The organism is Paenimyroides aestuarii (assembly GCF_024628805.1).
In the GTDB taxonomy this organism is placed as follows: Bacteria; Bacteroidota; Bacteroidia; order Flavobacteriales; family Flavobacteriaceae; genus Flavobacterium; species Flavobacterium aestuarii_A.
Genome location: NZ_CP102382.1, coordinates 2,512,935 through 2,531,847, shown reverse-complemented (window position 1 = coordinate 2,531,847; position 18,913 = coordinate 2,512,935). Strand labels below are relative to the sequence as shown.

The 18,913-nt window shown below is 32.8% G+C and carries 19 protein-coding genes and 1 pseudogene; 14 read left to right on the top strand and 6 right to left on the bottom strand.

Annotation, left to right across the window (positions count from 1 at the left end; all coding sequences use genetic code 11):
* The first annotated feature begins 3 nt into the window (after window positions 1-3).
* The 5 genes from NPX36_RS12275 (at window position 4) to NPX36_RS12255 (ending at window position 5,851) form a co-directional block, all read left to right on the top strand.
* Window positions 4-726 carry an LOG family protein gene (locus tag NPX36_RS12275; RefSeq protein ID WP_257499009.1) on the top strand — a complete coding sequence of 241 codons (723 nt, stop codon included), beginning with the start codon at window positions 4-6 and terminating at the stop codon, window positions 724-726.
* Between the two features lie 87 nt (window positions 727-813).
* On the top strand, window positions 814-2,046 hold the full coding sequence (gene hutI, locus NPX36_RS12270) for an imidazolonepropionase (RefSeq protein ID WP_257499008.1): 1,233 nt from the start codon (window positions 814-816) through the stop codon (window positions 2,044-2,046).
* Window positions 2,047-2,260: 214 nt separating this feature from the next.
* Window positions 2,261-3,301: a formimidoylglutamase gene (locus NPX36_RS12265; protein WP_257499007.1), complete on the top strand. Its 1,041-nt coding sequence runs from the start codon at window positions 2,261-2,263 to the stop codon at window positions 3,299-3,301.
* Window positions 3,302-3,307: 6 nt separating this feature from the next.
* Entirely contained in the window at window positions 3,308-4,456 is a 1,149-nt protein-coding gene (locus NPX36_RS12260; RefSeq protein ID WP_257499006.1) for a glycosyltransferase family 2 protein, read from the top strand.
* Window positions 4,457-4,546: 90 nt separating this feature from the next.
* A complete protein-coding gene (locus NPX36_RS12255) occupies window positions 4,547-5,851 on the top strand; it encodes a dihydrolipoamide acetyltransferase family protein (RefSeq protein WP_257499005.1) in 1,305 nt (434 codons plus the stop codon).
* Window positions 5,852-5,891: 40 nt separating this feature from the next.
* Here the strand turns inward: NPX36_RS12255 and NPX36_RS12250 are convergent, their stop codons facing one another.
* Entirely contained in the window at window positions 5,892-6,914 is a 1,023-nt protein-coding gene (locus NPX36_RS12250) for a helix-turn-helix transcriptional regulator (protein ID WP_257499004.1), read from the bottom strand.
* 682 nt (window positions 6,915-7,596) lie between these two features.
* Between NPX36_RS12250 and NPX36_RS12245 the strand changes: the two genes are divergently transcribed.
* On the top strand, window positions 7,597-8,682 hold the full coding sequence (locus NPX36_RS12245) for a slipin family protein (protein WP_257499003.1): 1,086 nt from the start codon (window positions 7,597-7,599) through the stop codon (window positions 8,680-8,682).
* A 13-nt stretch (window positions 8,683-8,695) separates the two neighbouring features.
* Entirely contained in the window at window positions 8,696-10,117 is a 1,422-nt protein-coding gene (locus NPX36_RS12240; RefSeq protein ID WP_257499002.1) for an RtcB family protein, read from the top strand.
* 34 nt (window positions 10,118-10,151) lie between these two features.
* Here the strand turns inward: NPX36_RS12240 and NPX36_RS12235 are convergent, their stop codons facing one another.
* On the bottom strand, window positions 10,152-11,213 hold the full coding sequence (locus NPX36_RS12235; protein ID WP_257499001.1) for an endonuclease: 1,062 nt from the start codon (window positions 11,211-11,213) through the stop codon (window positions 10,152-10,154).
* A 112-nt stretch (window positions 11,214-11,325) separates the two neighbouring features.
* On the opposite strand from NPX36_RS12235, the gene NPX36_RS12230 reads away from it, so the two are divergent.
* Window positions 11,326-12,108 (top strand): hypothetical protein, encoded by a 783-nt coding sequence (locus tag NPX36_RS12230; protein ID WP_257499000.1) that lies wholly within the window; start codon window positions 11,326-11,328, stop codon window positions 12,106-12,108.
* A gap of 91 nt (window positions 12,109-12,199) precedes the next feature.
* Window positions 12,200-13,774 (top strand): annotated as a pseudogene (locus NPX36_RS12225) (IS1182 family transposase); the annotation flags it as partial.
* Window positions 13,775-13,929: 155 nt separating this feature from the next.
* Here the strand turns inward: NPX36_RS12225 and NPX36_RS12220 are convergent.
* On the bottom strand, window positions 13,930-14,337 hold the full coding sequence (locus NPX36_RS12220; RefSeq protein WP_257498999.1) for a CCC motif membrane protein: 408 nt from the start codon (window positions 14,335-14,337) through the stop codon (window positions 13,930-13,932).
* A 21-nt stretch (window positions 14,338-14,358) separates the two neighbouring features.
* The gene (locus NPX36_RS12215) at window positions 14,359-14,631 is read right to left on the bottom strand and encodes a DUF2752 domain-containing protein (protein ID WP_257498998.1); all 273 of its coding nucleotides are present in this window, start codon (window positions 14,629-14,631) and stop codon (window positions 14,359-14,361) included.
* A gap of 58 nt (window positions 14,632-14,689) precedes the next feature.
* On the opposite strand from NPX36_RS12215, the gene NPX36_RS12210 reads away from it, so the two are divergent.
* The gene (locus NPX36_RS12210) at window positions 14,690-14,881 is read left to right on the top strand and encodes a hypothetical protein (RefSeq protein ID WP_257498997.1); all 192 of its coding nucleotides are present in this window, start codon (window positions 14,690-14,692) and stop codon (window positions 14,879-14,881) included.
* Window positions 14,871-15,434 carry a Smr/MutS family protein gene (locus NPX36_RS12205; protein WP_257498996.1) on the top strand — a complete coding sequence of 188 codons (564 nt, stop codon included), beginning with the start codon at window positions 14,871-14,873 and terminating at the stop codon, window positions 15,432-15,434. The genes NPX36_RS12210 and NPX36_RS12205 overlap by 11 nt, the downstream gene beginning before the upstream one ends.
* A gap of 8 nt (window positions 15,435-15,442) precedes the next feature.
* Here NPX36_RS12205 and NPX36_RS12200 read toward each other — a convergent pair whose 3' ends face one another.
* Together NPX36_RS12200 and NPX36_RS12195 are read right to left on the bottom strand one after the other, a co-directional pair.
* Window positions 15,443-15,868: an NUDIX hydrolase gene (locus NPX36_RS12200; protein WP_257498995.1), complete on the bottom strand. Its 426-nt coding sequence runs from the start codon at window positions 15,866-15,868 to the stop codon at window positions 15,443-15,445.
* A 3-nt stretch (window positions 15,869-15,871) separates the two neighbouring features.
* On the bottom strand, window positions 15,872-16,729 hold the full coding sequence (locus NPX36_RS12195; protein ID WP_257498994.1) for an EamA family transporter: 858 nt from the start codon (window positions 16,727-16,729) through the stop codon (window positions 15,872-15,874).
* 144 nt (window positions 16,730-16,873) lie between these two features.
* Here NPX36_RS12195 and NPX36_RS12190 point away from each other — a divergent pair, with 144 nt between their 5' ends.
* From NPX36_RS12190 to NPX36_RS12180, 3 genes are all read left to right on the top strand, one after another.
* Window positions 16,874-17,230, top strand: a complete 357-nt coding sequence (locus NPX36_RS12190; RefSeq protein WP_257498993.1) for a hypothetical protein — start codon at window positions 16,874-16,876, stop codon at window positions 17,228-17,230.
* 2 nt (window positions 17,231-17,232) lie between these two features.
* Entirely contained in the window at window positions 17,233-17,514 is a 282-nt protein-coding gene (locus tag NPX36_RS12185) for a DUF3817 domain-containing protein (protein WP_257498992.1), read from the top strand.
* Window positions 17,515-17,659: 145 nt separating this feature from the next.
* Window positions 17,660-18,874 (top strand): OmpA family protein, encoded by a 1,215-nt coding sequence (locus tag NPX36_RS12180; protein WP_257498991.1) that lies wholly within the window; start codon window positions 17,660-17,662, stop codon window positions 18,872-18,874.
* Window positions 18,875-18,913 lie beyond the last annotated feature (39 nt).

The window sequence follows — 18,913 nt, the reverse complement described above, 5'->3', positions numbered from 1 at the left end:
AAGATGGAAGAAAATTTATCAGAAGAAGATATCAGAATCAAAGAAAAACTATCGCAAAAATCGTGGAACGAAATTAAGACCAACGATTCTTGGGCCATTTTTAAAATCATGTCTGAATTTGTAAATGGATATGAAAAAATGGGGCGTATTGGGCCGTGTGTTTCCATTTTTGGATCGGCACGAACAAAGAGCGATAATCCTTATTACAAATTGGCAGAAGAAATTGCCTTCAAAATTAGTAAAGCAGGTTATGGTGTTATTTCGGGCGGAGGTCCCGGAATTATGGAAGCAGCCAACAAAGGGGCACACTTGGGCGGTGGACCATCGGTTGGTTTAAATATCGATTTGCCTTTTGAACAGCATTTTAACCCTTATATCGATCATGATAAAAACCTGCAATTCGATTATTTTTTCGTGCGAAAAGTAATGTTTGTAAAATACTCACAAGGATTTGTGGTAATGCCGGGTGGTTTTGGAACATTAGATGAATTGTTTGAAGCAATTACATTAATTCAAACCAAAAAAATTGGTAAATTTCCTATTGTTTTGGTGGGCTCTGAATTTTGGTCGGGATTAATTGATTGGGTAAAAACCGTGTTGCTTGAAAAATATTTCAACGCATCACCCGAAGATATGAATTTGATAAAAGTAGTTGATACCGCAGACGAAGTGGTAACTATTATCGATACATTCTACAAAAAATACAACTTAAGTCCGAATTTTTAATAAACCAATCCGTTTTCAAAAGAAACGGATTTTTTTATGCCAATTTGTAAGAACTATCTATCTTTGAAAAGTAATCAAAACAAAAAAATGAAAACTTTATTTTACAATATAAAAGAACTTTTTCAGGTTCGCGAAAACAATACCGAAATTTTAAAGGGAAGCCAAATGAAAGAACTTCCTTCTATAAAAAATGCCTTTTTAGTAGTTGAAAATGATTTGATTGCAGATTATGGCGCTATGGAGAATGCACCTGCCGAATATGATGAATCGGTTGATGTTTCTGGAAGAATGATTATGCCCAGTTATATCGACAGCCATACGCACATTGTATATGCAGGCAACCGCGAACAAGAATTTGTAGATCGAATTAACGGTTTAAGTTACGATGAAATTTACCAACGAGGCGGTGGTATTTTAAATTCTGTAGAAAAATTGCGCAAGGCTTCTGAAGACGAATTGTATATCGATGCTGCAAACCGCTTGGAAGAATTAATTGCTTTAGGAACGGGCGTTATTGAAATTAAATCGGGTTATGGTTTAAGCTTGGAAGCAGAATTGAAAATGTTGCGTGTAATTAAAAAGTTACAAGAAAAGTATCCCGTTAAAATAAAAGCAACTTTTTTAGGTGCACATGCCATTCCACCAGAATTTAAAGGCAATCAATCAGGATTTGTAACTGCAATTTGCAATGAAATGATTCCTGAAATAGCACAATCGGGCTTGGCAGATTATGTAGATGCTTTTTTAGAAACCGGCTATTTTACCGTAGAAGAAACCCAAAAAATTATTCAAGCAGCAACAAAACATGGCTTAAAGGCAAAAATACACGTAAATCAATTCACAGCAATTAATGGTGTTGCAATGTGTGTGGAAGAAAACGTATTGTCTGTGGATCATTTAGAAATTGTAACCGATGCAGACATTGCGGCATTGCAAAAAGGAAGAACCATTCCTGTGGCACTGCCCACTTGTTCGTATTTTATATCGATTCCTTACACGCCCGCACGAAAAATGCTAGAAGCCAATTTACCTTTGGTAATTGCATCAGATTATAATCCGGGAACCACACCGAGCGGAAATATGAATTTTGTGGTGGCAACCGCTTGTATAAAAATGAAGATGACCCCCGAGGAAGCTTTTAACGCAGCTACTTTAAATGCTGCTTATGCATTGGAAGTTCAAAACGAATACGGTAGTATCACAAAAGGCAAAAAAGCATCGTTTTTTATTACCAAACCTATCCATTCCATTTACGCAATTCCGTATAATTTTGGTAGTGATTTAGTAGAAACTGTATATTTAAACGGAAAAAAACAATAAAAAAACACACCGAATACCAAAAGTAAACGGTGTGAAAAAAAATAGTTATGAAAAAGATTTTATAGATCGAAAATTAATTTATCGATATATATTTACCTATTACAAAGTTAGTAATAATTCCTTAATTTTAAATAAAAAACCGTATGTTAAATTCTAAAATAATATAAATAATACTTATAGATATTGATTTTACTGCGATTTTATAAAACAACAGATGGAAAATTTTGAATACTTTAACAAAACAGCATTAAACAAACTTTTAATTTTAAGAAAAGGTGAAACCAAATTTGGCGAAAAAATAGCCATTCCTAGTCAAGAATCTGCACAATTTGCCGATTTTCTTAAAAATACCGATGCAAAGTTTATTGTTTATGGAATAAAAGAATTTGCCGGTGTTAAGGCCAATTTTGGAAGAATTGGGCAAAAGCATGCTTGGGATGTTTTTCTACCAGTTTTCCTAAATATCCAACACAACAAATTTTTAAAAGCACATCATGTGGCTGTTATAGGTTGTTTTGATTTTAAGGTTTATGAAGAAGAAATTCAGCAATTAAATCCATCTGAGCCTGGGCAATTAAACCGTTTGTTTGAAATTGTTTCGGAAATAGATAAAGAAGTAACCTATCTTAATACTTTGATTCATCGAGCTGGTAAAAAAGCCATTGTGATAGGTGGGGGGCACAACAATGCCTATGGAAATATAAAAGGTTTGGCACTAGCAAAAGGAGCTGCGGTGAATGTGGTGAATTTTGATGCCCACACCGATTTTAGAGCTTTAGAAGGCAGACACAGCGGTAACGGATTTTCTTACGCATTCCACGAAGGATTTTTAAACACATATTGTATGTTTGGTGCACATGAAAACTACCTGAATAAATTTATGTTGCATCAATTTAAAGAACAACCTGAACGATTAAAACTTTATACCTTTGAAGAAGTGAAAGTTCGATTTGAGAAAGATTTTCAAACCAGTATCAACAATATCCAGCGTGTGATAAAAAGCAAACCTTATGGTATCGAAATTGATGTGGATGCTATTGAAAACACGCCAAGCAGCGCTATGTCGCCCAGTGGATTTTCTGTTACAGAAGCGCGTCAGTTTATAAATCAAACCGCAACAAGCAGTAATGCATCTTATTTGCATTTATGCGAAGGTTCACCAAGTTTTAGCACAGCAGCAGATAACATGTTGGGTAAATTATTAACCTATTTAACAACCGATTTTATAAAGGCACAGTTAAGTGTGGTAAAATAAAAAAATATGCAACTATCCGTCGTAATCTTAAATTATAATGTAAAGCATTTTTTAGAAGTTTGTATAAAAAGTGTTCAAAAAGCTGTTGAGAATATCAAGGCTGAAATTATTGTTGTGGATAATGCTTCAACCGATGGATCAAAAGAAATGATACAGCAATTATTTCCGGATGTTATTTATTTGTATCAGACTGAAAATTTGGGTTTTCCTAAGGGAAATAATATTGGAGTTCATCATGCAAGAGGTGAATTTATATGTGTTTTAAACCCAGATACAATCGTTGCAGAAGACACATTTGAAATTTTGTTAAAAACCTATCAAACACTAGAAAATCCTGGGGTTTTGGGCTGTAAATTAATTGATGGCTCTGGTAAATTTCTTCCTGAAAGCAAACGGGGTGTTCCTACTCCTTGGGTTGCTTTCACAAAAGTAGCCTCGTTATATAAAATCTTTCCCAAATCGAAATGGTTTAATACATACTACGCACAGCATATATCTGAAAACCAAATGGGAAAAGTTGCTATTTTGGTAGGCGCTTTTATGTTTATGAAACGCGACTTGTATATGGAATTAGGCGGGTTTGATGAAGGATGTTTTATGTATGCAGATGATATCGACTTAAGTTATATGGTTTCAAAAACGGGTTTACAGAATTATTACATTCCAAAAACAACTGTAATTCATTTTAAAGGAGAAAGTACACTTAAAGATGGAAAGTATATGCTGCGGTTTAAAGAAGCGATGCAGTTTTTCTATAAAAAGCATTTTAAAAAATCACCTTGGTTCAATGCGGTCATGAATATGGGTATAGCATTGTTTGCCTTAAAAAAACAATCTGAAAAAAGCAGTGACCAACATTCTATAAATCACTATATATTGGTAACCAACAATGCTGCGCTTTATCAAAAAGTTGTAAATAAAATTAATAAGCCTTTAGATTGGGTTTATTTTTTAGAAGATATTCAAACAATAAATCAGCCTGAGAAAAACATTGAAATTTTAATTGATAACGAATCTATTTCCTATAAAGATTACATAGCCTTTATCAATCAAAATCAAAAAGCAAACAAAACGTTTAAAATTCGTTCTATAAACTCTGATTTTTTTATCGGAAGCAATGATAAAAATGGAAGGGGAGAAATTTTATCTTTCTAAAAATTAAAAAAATTAAATAAACAGCAAAATACTCTTAAAATTTACTACTTTTGTACTACTTTAATCTATACACAACTTTTTATTAGAAATATGGCAAAGTTTGAATTAAAATTACCTAAAATGGGTGAAAGTGTTGCAGAGGCAACCATTACAAATTGGGTAAAAAACGTTGGTGATACAGTAGAACAAGATGAAACAATTGTTGAAGTAGCAACCGACAAAGTTGATAGCGAAGTGCCGACAGAAGTAAGCGGAAAAATCGTGGAAATTTTGTTTCAGAAAGATGATGTAGTGCAAGTGGGACAAACAATTGCAATCATTGAAACAGAGGGTGCCGATGTTGCACCAGCTAATAATGTACCAGCAAACGAGGAAGTTTCAGTAGAAAAAGTTGAAAAAACAGTTGCAGTGGCACAAGAAACAGTTGCAGTTGCAGATTTCGGTTCTTCAGATAAATTTTTCTCGCCTTTAGTAAAAAATATTGCAAAAGAAGAAGGTGTTTCTATTGCCGAACTAGAAGCAATCAACGGTACCGGAAAAGACGGAAGAATTACCAAAACAGATATATTAGATTACGTTAAAAACAGAGGTTCACAATCAGTTGCAGCTCCTGTTCAGCAAACTGCGGCTTCTGTTCAGCCAACACAACCAGTAGCAAGCAAAGCAGCACCAGTTTCTGTGAACGGACAAGACGAAATTGTAGAAATGGATCGTATGCGTAAAATGATTGCGCACCACATGATGCAATCGGTTCAAACTTCTGCGCACGTGCAATCGTTTATCGAAGTAGACGTTACAAATATCGTGAATTGGCGAAATAAAAATAAAAATGCTTTTGAGAAGAGAGAAGGAGAGAAGCTTACATTTACACCTATTTTTATGGAAGCTGTTGCAAAAGCATTAAAAGATTTCCCTATGATGAATATTTCGGTTGATGGTGATTACATCGTTAAACGTAAAAACATCAATTTGGGAATGGCGGCAGCTTTGCCCAACGGAAATTTAATTGTTCCAGTAATTAAAAATGCCGATCAGTTGAATTTGGTAGGAATGGCAAAAGCAGTTAACGATTTAGCAAATCGCGCAAGAAACGGAAAATTAAAACCAGATGACACACAAGGCGGCACATACACTGTTACCAACGTTGGAACGTTTGGTTCTGTTTTTGGAACACCAATTATCAATCAACCGCAAGTAGGAATTTTGGCATTAGGGGCTATTAGAAAAGTAGCTGCTGTTATCGAAACTCCAGAAGGTGATTTTATAGGTATTCGTCAAAAAATGTTCTTGTCACATTCTTATGACCACCGAGTGGTTGATGGTTCTTTAGGCGGACAATTTGTTCAAAGAGTGGCACAATATTTAGAATCTTTTGATCCGAATAGAGCTATTTAAATATACAAAATCCCGAAGGTTGTTATCTTCGGGATTTTTTTTACATTTCCTCTATCTGATACATTGTAGCCGTTCTGTGTATGCGGTTTTTGATTTGTTTTTTTAGCTTTTTGGGTGCTAAAACCATCACATTTTCTCCAAAACCTAAGATTTCACGTTCTAGTTCAAAATTAGGAATCACGTCTATTCGTATAACAATTCCATTTTCATTTTCTTGAAGGATTTGTTGCGAATGATGAATGGGTTTGGTTTTTACATAGGGCGCATTTTTCACATTAAATTTTAAAATAATTTTTTGCGGTCGATCTTTTTCCGAACGTGTTACACCAATACATTCGCTATAATATCTTTCAAAATCGATACCTTCGTAAGGTTTGAAAGCAGAAGCTTCCAATTCATAAAAGGCCTCTATACGGTCTAAAGCTAAAGTAACCAAAAGTTTTTCTTTATTGCTTCGAGTGATTAAAAACCAACGGTTGCGGTATTCTTTCAGCAAATATGGATGATAAATTTCTTTTATAGCTTGTTTTGATTTAAACGATTTATACTCAATATAAAGTGGTTTTTTATTCAGAATAGCCTTGTATAGCCGGCTTAGATGAGCGATTCCTTTTAACTGTTTATTATCTTCAAACTGAATATAATTTGGTGTTTTCTTGGAAGATTTATAGATGTTGTTTTCCAATTTAGCAATAAGTTCGCTCATTTCATCGAAATATTGAAAACCATTAAATTGCTTTAAAAGTGATACAACTTCCTTCATTTTATGAACGTCTTCCTCTTTTATCGGCGACTTTGTAATTGAATATTCCGGATCTTCATAACTATAAAATTTGCGATTGGTAACCACAATTGGGGCATTGTATCCCAATTTATCGCTGCGCATAAACTGTATATCGGCCTGAATGGTGCGTTTGCTAATACCGGTTGTAATGCCTTCAAATTCATACAATGCATCGGATACCTTTTCCATTAAATCTTCCAGCGTCCACTTTCTAAAGCGGTTTTGCAAACATTGATTGATTGTTTTATAGCGAATTAACGCAGATTTGTTAGTAGCCATGACCAATTAGTATTAAAAATCAGGTAAATATATCATTAATTACGCAATTTAGTTGCGTAGTTAAATATAAAAACAATAATAGAATTTTTTTTTATAGTATTATCTAATTGATAATTAGTTTTTTAAAAATAAATTAATTTTTTTTTCATTTGCGCATTTTGATTGCGTAGTGACAGTTGCATCTTTGTGATGTTGAAAGTAATAAATATTTCTATTCTGATGTTTCAAATGGCATCGTAGTGCGGGAAACCGTATGCTGAATATGCAAACTTTCAACAAGTTTCCTCGGTCGTGGGTTCAAATCCCACCTTTCAGAAATGAAAGTAGTTCAGTTGGATAGAACAAGGATAAAATTGGGTTCGAATCCCAAACTTGACTTTACTCAAGTTGCGCCCGGTTGCAATGAGGTGAATTCCTCACATTTTGAAAGTTGATTACTTGTAAAAGAAATCGCACCAAAGTTCTTTTCATCCTTTTCAGTTGAATTATTTATATAAATCATCACTTTGTTTAAAGCTTGAATACTGAAAATTGCTGTTTGGAAATATATCTGATACATAAAATGTAAATAGTAAATTTTATTATAAAGATATAGAGTAGCTTACATCTTTTTCTTTATTCCGCATTTAAAAAAGGAAAAAGTTGAAAAGAACTTATTAAAAGAAAACAAAAAATGATAAATATGAAAAAAATTACATTAAACGAACAAGAAGCTGCGTTAGTCATTAAGAACAAAAAAATTGTGAATGTTTTATTTGCTGGTACTTATTGGTTTTTCTTAGGTGAAAAAATAGAGAAATTTAATACAAGCCAAGAATTTCCCAAATTATATCAAGGAATTTTTGATAATGACCATTTGAAAAATTATTTAGAAATAATTACTGTTGCAGACGATGAATTGGTGTTGAAATTTCAAAACAATGTTTTTGATTCCGTTTTAACTGCTGGAGTTTATGCTTTCTGGAAAGATAAAAATCCGTTTCAATTTCAGAAGATTTCAATAACCAATTACATCACCAATGAAGTATCAAAAGTGATTTTAGAGAAGCCACAATTAAACTTATATGTGAGAAATTATCGTATCGAATCCTATGAAAAAGGTTTGTTAATTGTAGATGGTAAATTTGTAGAATTACTAGATACTGGTAATTATTTTTGGTGGAAGAATTCGCAAGTTATTACTGCGGTAAAAGGAGATACACGTCAGCAAAATATGGAAGTGAACGGACAAGAAATTCTTACAAAAGATAAAGTTCAACTTCGTTTAAATTTTGCAATTCAATATCAGATTGTTGATTTTGTTAAAGCATTTGCAGAAAATAAAGAGTTTGAAAACCAATTGTATATAATTGTACAAATGGCTTTGCGAACATTAGTTGGAACAATGACTTTTGATGAATTAATGGATCAAAAAAGTAAAATAGCCGAAACTATTTCGCTTGAAATCATGCAGAAAGTAAACAGATTAGGTGTTAAAATAATTGACACAGGTTTGAAGGACATTATTCTGCCTGGAGAAATTCGGGATATCATGAATCAAGTTTTGATTGCTGAGAAGAAAGCACAAGCAAACAGTATTATGCGTCGTGAAGAAACAGCTTCAACAAGAAGTTTGTTAAATACGGCAAAATTGATGGACGAAAATCAAATGCTCTATAAATTGAAAGAAATGGAATATATCGAAAAAATAGCAGAAAAAATAAATACTATTTCCGTTTCGGGCAGAGATAATATTGTTTCTGAATTGAAGCAAATTTTTACAAAATAAAATACAATTAATTATGAAAAAAATAACAGGAAAAGACCTATTGCGTATAGGTTTTGAAGAAAATATCATTTTAGGAAAAACATTACACTTTTTAGAGAATTATCAGGGTGCATTAAACAAAGGCGAGGTATTAAATATTTTAAAAAAACTTATTGATAACCCACATGAAACCTTTGAAACATCAGAATTTTATCCATTGGCACAGCAGATTATTGCATTGCAAAACGAAATAGACAGTGCTACTATTCCACTAGCGACTGAACCAAAAGAATATACCGTTTTTGGAAACGAACATATCGAGGAAGGTGCAAAAAAACAAATGGAAGTTGCGATGAAACTGCCTGTTTCGGTAGCCGGAGCTTTAATGCCCGATGCACATCAAGGCTATGGATTGCCAATTGGCGGTGTTTTGGCTACCCGAAATGCCATTATTCCGTATGGAGTAGGTGTGGATATTGGGTGCAGAATGGCACTTTCAATTTACGATATGGAAGCCTCTTTTTTTGAAGAAAACCAATCGAAATTTAAACGCGAATTAATCGCACAATCAAATTTTGGTGCAGGAAATGGTTTTAAAGGACAATACCGATTGGATCACGAAGTTTTAGAAAATCAATTGTTCCACGAAAATCCGTTTTTAAAAAGTTTAAAAGATAAAGCTTGGGCACAATTAGGAAGCTCTGGTGGTGGCAATCATTTTGTGGAATTTGGTATTATTGAATTTTCAGAGCGCGACGAAATGCTCAATATTGAAAAAGGCCAATATGTTGCCCTATTAACCCATTCAGGTTCACGAGGTTTTGGCGCTACTATTGCCAGTCATTATACCCAATTGGCAAAGAAAGTTTGCAAATTGCCACGCGAAGCTAAAAACCTAGCCTATTTTGATTTGAATTCAACCGAAGGTCAAGAATATTGGCTGGCAATGAATTTGGCTGGCGATTACGCTTCGGCTTGCCATGAAGTGATTCATTTAAAAATGCAAAAAGCTTTAGGAGCTAAAGTTTTAGCTAAAGTTGAAAATCATCACAATTTTGCGTGGAAAGAGCAGTGGAACGGCGAAGAAGTGATTGTTCACCGAAAAGGAGTCACACCTGCCAGCAAGGATGTAATGGGGATAATTCCGGGATCAATGACAGCACCTGGTTTTTTAGTTCGTGGAAAAGGTGCACCAGAAGCCATTCAGTCTGCATCGCACGGTGCCGGACGACAAATGAGCCGAACCCAAGCGAAAAAAGAAATTACTAAAACCGATTTCAAAGCCATTTTAAAAGACCATAACGTTACTTTAATTGGTGCGGGTTTAGATGAAGCTCCAATGGCTTATAAAGATATTCATCAGGTGATGCAAGCCCAAGAACATTTAATTGATGTGGTGGCTACTTTTACACCCAAAATGGTTCGTATGGCAGACGATGGAAGTAGGGAGGATTAGTTTTAATTAAATAAACCGCAATTAAATTTGCGGTTTATTTTTTTATAATCTTAAACGTTTTTGACTGATTTTCTATTGAAATATTTAAAAAATAAATACCGTTTGCATAATGTGAAACGTTAATTTTTTCTTCATTAATTCCTTGTTCGATCAACTTGTTTGATACATCAAAAATTTTATAGATAAAACTTTCTGAGTCACTCTCTATAGTAACAAAGTCTGAAGTGTAGGTAGGATACACCTTTACCACATTCAAGTTTTCATTCGTCAAGCTTAAACTGTTCCATTTGTTTTCGGCAATCGGTCCGTTCCAAATTAGGGTAGCTAGATAAGGATTATCAATAAACGGATTTCGGTTTCCTTGGGCATTGTAAATAGTTTCATTTCGGTTTATTTCATGTGCCGAAACCGGATCTTCTACATTCCATTGTAAAAAAATGTTTGGCATATCACCATACAGCGAAAATGAAGTTGAACCATGACCAACATTTACAGGTTGGCAGCGATTACCATAGCGCACATACATGTACATAATCATTCGGGCAATATCGCCTTTCCACTGGTTTCCAGGATAAAAATATTCGATACCATTTTGCTGAATTACACGGGAATAGGTGATATATGAAGTGGGGTTTGCAATAAATTTAAAATTACTTCTTAAACTATTACGATCATAATCAGCAGCACGCAGGTGGTGTGCATCAGCACCCGGACCTTCAAATTCTAGATTGGGTGTACCTTTTGATCGAGGAAACACATGTTCGCGCACCCATTTATTGTCGCAATTTGCACTATGACAACTTGCATTTCTATCGCGCGTTAAATCATTATTTTTTATTAAATCAGTATCGTTCCAACCATAAATCAGTAAAATTTTATTGTTATCTGTTGGGTCCACATCTGCATCTTTTAAAACATCCCAAACTTGGGGCGAATAAATTAAATCCGTTGTATGTGTGTTAGTAATTAAAGTTGCAAGTTCGTTTTTTAAAGCATCACCCTTCAAAGATAAATTAATTGATTGATAATATGTGGGAATCTGTGCATTGGAGACACAAAATATAAAGAAAAAAATAGTATAAAAGGCTGATTTCATTGCTTGTAAATAATAGTGCAAAATTAATGAAATATCTTTGAATTAAATGTTTTTGTAGAAACAATTCCATTCTTCGTACTACTTTTTATATTTTTGAAAAAAAAATCAACGAATGAGATCAATTACAGCAGTTTTTATTTTTTTTATCTTTTTTAATGCAAAAGCTCAAAGCTATTTAGATTATTATTTTAAGGCCAATAATATAAATGGTGCAATTGTGATTTATGACGAAAACAAAGATGAATGGCTTTTTAACACAGAAAGTGAACCTTTTTACAATACACCGGCGGGTGCACATTTTCATTTGTGGCAAGCTTTGGTAGGATTAGAAGAAAAGATTTTTAAAATTGATGTAAATGAAAAACTAAAATGGGATGGTGTAAAAAGATCTTCATTTGAAGGAAGAATGTCCGAGTGGAATGCCGATACCAATTTGATTGATGCTTTAAAAAATCAAAATGATTGGTATTTTAATGTGTTAAAAGATAAATTATCATCTGAAAGTTATGAGAACAATATTAAAAACGCTTCATTTCTGAAAGAAGTTAAAAATAATGAATGGGAGTATTTTTGGAACTATGCAGCTTTTACAAATCCAAATTCTATGATTTTATTTCTGATAGATTTGCACGACAATAAATTACCCTTTCATAAAAAAAGCCAGCAATTTTTATTCAATCAACTTCTGGCAAATCAACAGTTAGCCCTTCATACCACAACAACGAGCTACTTAGGAAAAAAAATAGATTGGACAGTGGGTATTTATCTTAAACAAAGTAAACCGATTTATTTTTCGCTTCGAACTTATACTTCATTAGAAAGTGATGCTTTAGCAGACTACGAAAAGCGTAAGAATTTAATTTTAGCTCAAATATTTGAAGTTTTAGGATACTAAAAAGAGGCTGTCCAAAAAGTTTGGGCAGCCCTTTTTTTGTTGTGTTTTCTCTAAAAAATTCGTATTTTAGAGTTGAACAAAAAACCCAACTATGGCTAAGGTAACATTTAAAAATCAAACAGGCAACTCTCCAGAACTTTTCCCTATCAATATTTTTGATTTGATTCCAGAAGACCACCCCGTTCGGTTGGTGGATTCGGTGGTTAATCAATTGGATATCAGCGATATTACAAATCTTTACTTAGGCGGAGGTTGCTCTGCATATCATCCGAGAATGATGATTAAAGTGTTGTTTTACAGCTATTTGTCCAACATTTATTCGTGTAGAAAAATCGCCAAAGCCCTTACCGAAAACATTCATTTTATGTACATTTCGGGAAATTCTACGCCAAATTTTAGAACCATCAACGAATTTAGAGGGAAAATTTTGAAGGAGAAAATCAAAGATTTGTTTGCCGAAGTGGTGAAAATGCTGGTAGAATTGGGCTACATCAGCCTTGATATTCAGTATATTGACGGCACAAAAATTGAGGCAAAATCCAATAAATACACCTTCGTTTGGCGGGGTTCTGTGGAAAAGTACAAAGAAAAATTAGAAGTTAAAATCAATACGATTCTTTCAGATATTGAAAACAGTATTCAATCAGATAATCAAGAACTTAACAAGGAAGAACTGCCCAAAAAAATCAATTCCGAAGAACTAAAAGAGAAGTTATCTGAATTGAACAAAAAACTAAAAGAACCTACCAAAAAACAGGCAAAAGAGCTACAAAAACTTCAGGATGAGCATCTTCCAAAATTAGAAAAATACGAAAAAGACCTAGAAACTTTAGGCGATAGGAATTCTTACAGCAAAACCGACCCCGACGCTACTTTTATGCGGATGAAGGAAGATCACATGAAAAACGGACAGCTTAAACCGGCTTATAATACGCAGATTTCAACTGAAAACCAGTTTATTACACACATCTCTATCCATCAAAAACCTGGTGACACCACCACTTTAGAATCTCATTTGGAAGGTTTTGAAAATGCTTACAAAAAACAAAGCAAAGAAGTGGTTGCCGATGCAGGATACGGAAGTGAGGAGAATTACGAAATGCTTGAAAATAAGAGCGTTACAGCGTATGTGAAGTATAATTATTTTCATGCAGAACAGAAAAAGAAGATGGAAAACAATCCGTTTTTGGTTCAGAATTTATTCTATAACCAAGAACAAGATTTTTACGTTTGTCCGATGGGTCAACGAATGGAAAATATAGGCAAAGGCAAACGAATTTCGAGCAACGGATACGAATCGCAAGTGTCTTATTATCAAGCTAAAAACTGCAACAATTGTCCGCTTCGAGGGGAATGTTTCAATGCAAAAGGCAACCGAAAAATAGAAGTCAACCACCGATTAAATGAATTAAAACACAAGGCTAAAACATTATTAACTAGCGAAGAAGGTTTAAAACACCGAAGCAAACGCCCGATAGAAGTAGAAGCTGTCTTTGGTCAACTCAAAAGCAATAATAAATTTAACAGATTTACATTCAAAGGATTAGAAAAAGTAGAATTAGAATTTCTACTGATGGCTCTTGGACATAATTTTAGAAAAATGGTGGCTAAAGGAGCGACTTCTAAGAAAATTGTTGTAAAAACCGCAAAACGAGGTTCAAAAATGATTTTTGAAATTGAAATTTTCATTTTTAAGCATCAAGAATTTTCTTCAACTAAAAATAATCATCAAAATTTTCACTATCAAAAATTAGCCGCATAAAAAAAAGACTGCCCTTTTTGGACAGCCTCTTTAAATTTTATTTTCTAATCATCATTTGATTACTGATTTTGTTGCATCCATTCTTCCATGCGTTGTTTTGCTAATTCTTCATTGAATAAAGCATCCCAACCAACAATAGATCCCATTGCTAATAAAATTATAATCGAAACTATAAATAATACAATTCCAATAATTGCTAAAATTCTACCCGTATTCAACGTTGAATAGTTCGTGTAAGCATTTGGATTACTTTTATATAATTTCATATCCTTGCTTGCTAAAACTAATGCGATAATTCCAAAAACAACACCTATACCATAAAAACAACATCCAATGATAGATAAAATACCTAAAACTAAAACGGCTGTTGCGTTTGGTAAGTTTGAGGGAACTATATTATTGTTTCCATTGTTAAAACCAGAGTTTTGATAATTTTGCGGATCACTTGGGTTTTGATAATTTTCCATAGTTATTTTAAAAGTTAAAATTTATATTCGTTTGTAAATATAAGCAAATACCATAATAATTGCGTTGAGTATCGCTAGAAAAATAATTATTTTATGGTATTTTCTTTTCTTGTCAATAAAATGCAACAAGATAAATGCAAATAACAAAGCAGTAGTATAAATAGCCGGATACATTTTAAAAGCTCCAACAAAATCACCTTGAGTAACCATATAAGCAGCTCTTTGCGTGCCGCACCCCATACATTCTACGCCAAAAAGTTTTTTGTGCATGCAAGGCAACATGTATTCTTCCATTTTGCTTCAGATTTTTTCTCGAAAGTATAAATTTCTTATCTTTGAAAAAAGTTTTTCTATGAAAATTATTCTTTATGTGGTTGCATTTGCATTAATGATTTGGGCGCTAGTGGAACAAACACTTGCCAAACCCAATTTATATGTACAAATAATTGCAATTATTGTTTTTTTCTTTGTTATGAAAGATTTATTAAACAAAACACCGAGTAATTTTGATAAAGATAACAACGATACAAACCATGAATCATAATATTGAAATTGGAAGCTTCGTAGAAGTTTTAGATGAAAATTTTAAGGGGAAAGTTGTACAAATAAATAACAACGAAGCCGTTATTTTAACAAATGATGGATTTGAACTTTCGTACTTTTTGCATCAACTAATTCCTGCTGTAGATGATTTTTTGATAAAACAAGGGTCAAGCTACGGAGCTATTGAGTCGGCCAAGATGCAAAAAATCACTAAAAATCATCACAGAGTTAATACCGATAAAAAAACAAAAAAAGACGAAGTTGTTTTAGAGATCGACTTGCATATTGAAAAGCTTGTAAAAAGTTTTAAACACTTAACCAATTTCGATATTCTGAATATTCAAGTTGATACCGCTCGTAGGCAATTAGAATTTGCTATTGCAAACCGCATTCCCAAAATAGTTTTTATCCATGGAATGGGAGAGGGGGTTTTGAAAACCGAATTAGAGTATTTGTTTGGTCGATATCCCGAAATTACTTTTCAAGATGCCAACTACCGCAAATACGGTTTAGGAGCAACTGAAATATACATTAAACAAAATGTCAATCTATAAAGAATCGTTTATCGAATTAAAAACTTTTCCTCTGCATCGCGAATTATTTCTGCATGATCAAATGCTAAAACGGGCAGTTCATGGATGGGAAACCATTTTATATTCTTAGCATCGTCTTTCGCTTTTGCTACCGCCAAATTATCAATTTCCCCATAAAAAGCAATAGATATAGTGTGGCTTCTGGGGTCGCGTTGTGGGCTTCCGTAAGCTTTTATTTGTTTTACTTGATAAAGTTGTATATCGGTTTCTTCGAATAATTCTCGTTTGGCTGCCGCTTCCAATTCTTCGTTTTCATCTACAAAACCGCCTGGCAACGCCCAATAATTTTGAAAAGGCTCATTTAATCGTTGAATGAGCAAAATTTCATACTGATTATCAATCTTTCGACATAAAACTACATCAACAGTAACAAATATTTTTGGTGGATATTTCATTATTTAAAGAATATGAAGTTGGATTAATGCTAATAAAACAACGCTAATTATTGCTGTAAATATACCTATTAAAGCGGATTTAGATATTTTTTCTTTGAAATAAAATTTTCCTATAAACGTTCCGCCGATTATTACACCCAAATTCATAGTGATAAATACTAGAGTAGGGGTTTCAAAGAAAATTTTGTGAGCTTTCATATAAAAATAGATATTGCTGAAATTTAAAAGACCTAGTAAAGTTCCATACAAGAAATTTTTAAAATGTGCACTTCCTTTGCTAAAAAGCAAGTATAATAAAGAAACAAAACCGCAAATTATAAATATTACAAATAGTGATACAATATAAGGTATGGTTTTATTGGTGGCTAAAATTTTAAATAAAGTATCAATTATTCCATATCCTATGAAAACTGCTAAAAGGTAAATAATGTTGAATTTTCCATCTTTTGTGGATTTTTTATACAAAAGCAACACTATACTAATAAAAGATAAGGCAATTGCGACAAGTTTGTTCCATGTGAAAATTTCATTAAAAATAAAAAAACTCAGCAATACCGGTATAATAAGCGACATTCTTTGAAAAATATCAGTTTTGGCTAAACCAGATAATTGCAAAGATTTGTTGAGGATATAAAAAATAGTTGGCATTAACATTCCTAAAACAACTGTGTTTACCGAAAATGCCTTGATGATGTTTGTAGTATTGATTTGCGCATTAAAAAGTACGAATGTTAAAACAATTGCAACAATATAATTTGCAAAAACGAACAAAAATAAATCTTTTATATTTTTGATTTTCAGATATTTAATATAAAAACCGACAGCTAATGACGAGAGCAAGCTTATGATTAATGCGTACATAATATTTTGTATAAAAATGTTAAAATACAGATTCTATTTTACATAATATATATTATCATTCAATTAATATACATAATTAAATGATATAGTTTTTTTAAATTCAACAAATATCATTATTTTTGCACAGTTTTAAAAAATATACAAGTGGAAAATTCAAACGCACAGAAGATTATCAAAGCCTTGCAAGCAGATGTTGTAGCAAACGGAATTGTAGCTGACAATTTAGTTCCAGAATTAAAAAAACTGAGAGAATTTGCTTTACTTGAAGAAAAACCATTTTTAGTAAAAGCTTTGCGATTAGCTTACGAGCATATTGAAGAAAACAATGATTTTCTGGTAAATATACCATCTGATGAACCAATTGAAGATGAAATGGAAATCAACTCAGAAAACACTGCTAGTGAAAGCTTTAACTATTTTATGTCTTTAATGTTAGATCTAGACAACAAGCACAATGTTGCAGATTTAAAAGAATATAATGTACAATTTCAACAATTTTAAAAATGTTACAATTTTTTAGAATAATAGCCGCTTTAGAAGGAATTTCTTATATAACATTATTCTACAATATGTTATACAACAAACCAAATAATCCAGAATTGTATCAACAATTATTGTATCCTTTGGGAATGATCCATGGCATGCTTTTTGTTCTATACATTGTGTTAGCAATTTATCTAAAGTTCGAGTATAATTGGTCTTTCAAGAAGTTAGGATTAATTTTAATAGCTTCCCTCCTGCCTTTTGGAACTTTTTATTCAGACTATAAATGGCTAAAAAATTAAATAAAATTTGGTAATTCGTAAAAATATATTAATTTTACCAAAAATTTATAAATACGAGTATTCTGTTTTACTAATAATTTAAAAAAAAAGTTTTATGAAAAAAATAACTTTACCTTTAATCGCTGCAGTATTAGGTTTTTCTAATATGAATGCTCAAGAAGGGTTACCTTACAACAAATGGTCTTTTGATGTTAATGGAGGTATTACAAAACCATCTCAACCAATGACACCTGGTTACTACAGTGAAACCTTCCCACAATTTTTTCACGCTGATGCTGGTGTTCGATACATGTTTAATAACAAATTCGGTATTAAAGCTGATTACGGTTATGACTACATGAAAAACGGAGATGAGTCACAATACTTCAGAACGAAATACAACCGTGTAAATTTACAAGGTGTTGCAAACTTAGGACGTATTATGAACTTCGAAGAGTGGACTAGAACTTTAGGTTTACAAGGTCACACTGGTGTTGGTTACTCTTGGATGCAAGCTGGTAAAGACGATGTGGTTAGCTTTACTGGTAAAGATGAAATGGTTAACTTTATTATAGGTTTAACTGGTCAAATTAGATTGGGTAACCGTGTTGCATTAAATGCTGATTTCAGTATGATCAACAACATCAGTCAAAACTATACTTTTGACGGTTATTCTGTGGCAGATCAAGAAATGGATCGTTCTTTCAATGGTACATTGTATAATGCTACTTTAGGTTTATCTTTCTATTTAGGGAAAAACGAACAACATGCTGACTGGTACGCAAACGATGGTTTAACTAACAGAGTTGAAGCATTAGAAAACCGTGTTACAGATATCGAAAACAAAATGATCGACTCTGATAACGATGGTGTTGCTGACTATTTAGATTTAGAACCAAACACTCCAGCTGGAAACATGGTGGATACTAAAGGTCGTTCAATTGACTTAAACAAAAACGGTATTCCAGATTCTTACGAAGATTATTTCGATTCAAGATATGCTAAGAAAGGTGATACATTCTCTTCTGCTGATTCAAACACAGCTAAAGATTTGATCAACCAAGGTTATGTGGCTGTTTATTTTGATTTTGATAAATCAACTCCTAAAAACGCAGAAGCTACTAATTTCTTAGTTACATATTTACGTTCTAATCCAAGTGCTACTGTTGATGTAAACGGTTTTGCTGACTCAGTTGGTAATGCATCTTACAACCAACGTTTATCTGAAAAACGTGCTAAAAACGTAGCTAAAATTTTAGAACAAGCTGGAATTTCTAGCTCTAGAATTAAAACTACTGCTAACGGTGAAGATTCTTCATTCGACGGTGCAAACAAAACTACTTCTAAATTCGCTAGAAGAGTAACTTTCAAAGTAAACTAATTTAGTTTATATATATTAATAAAAAGAGAGGTTTATGCC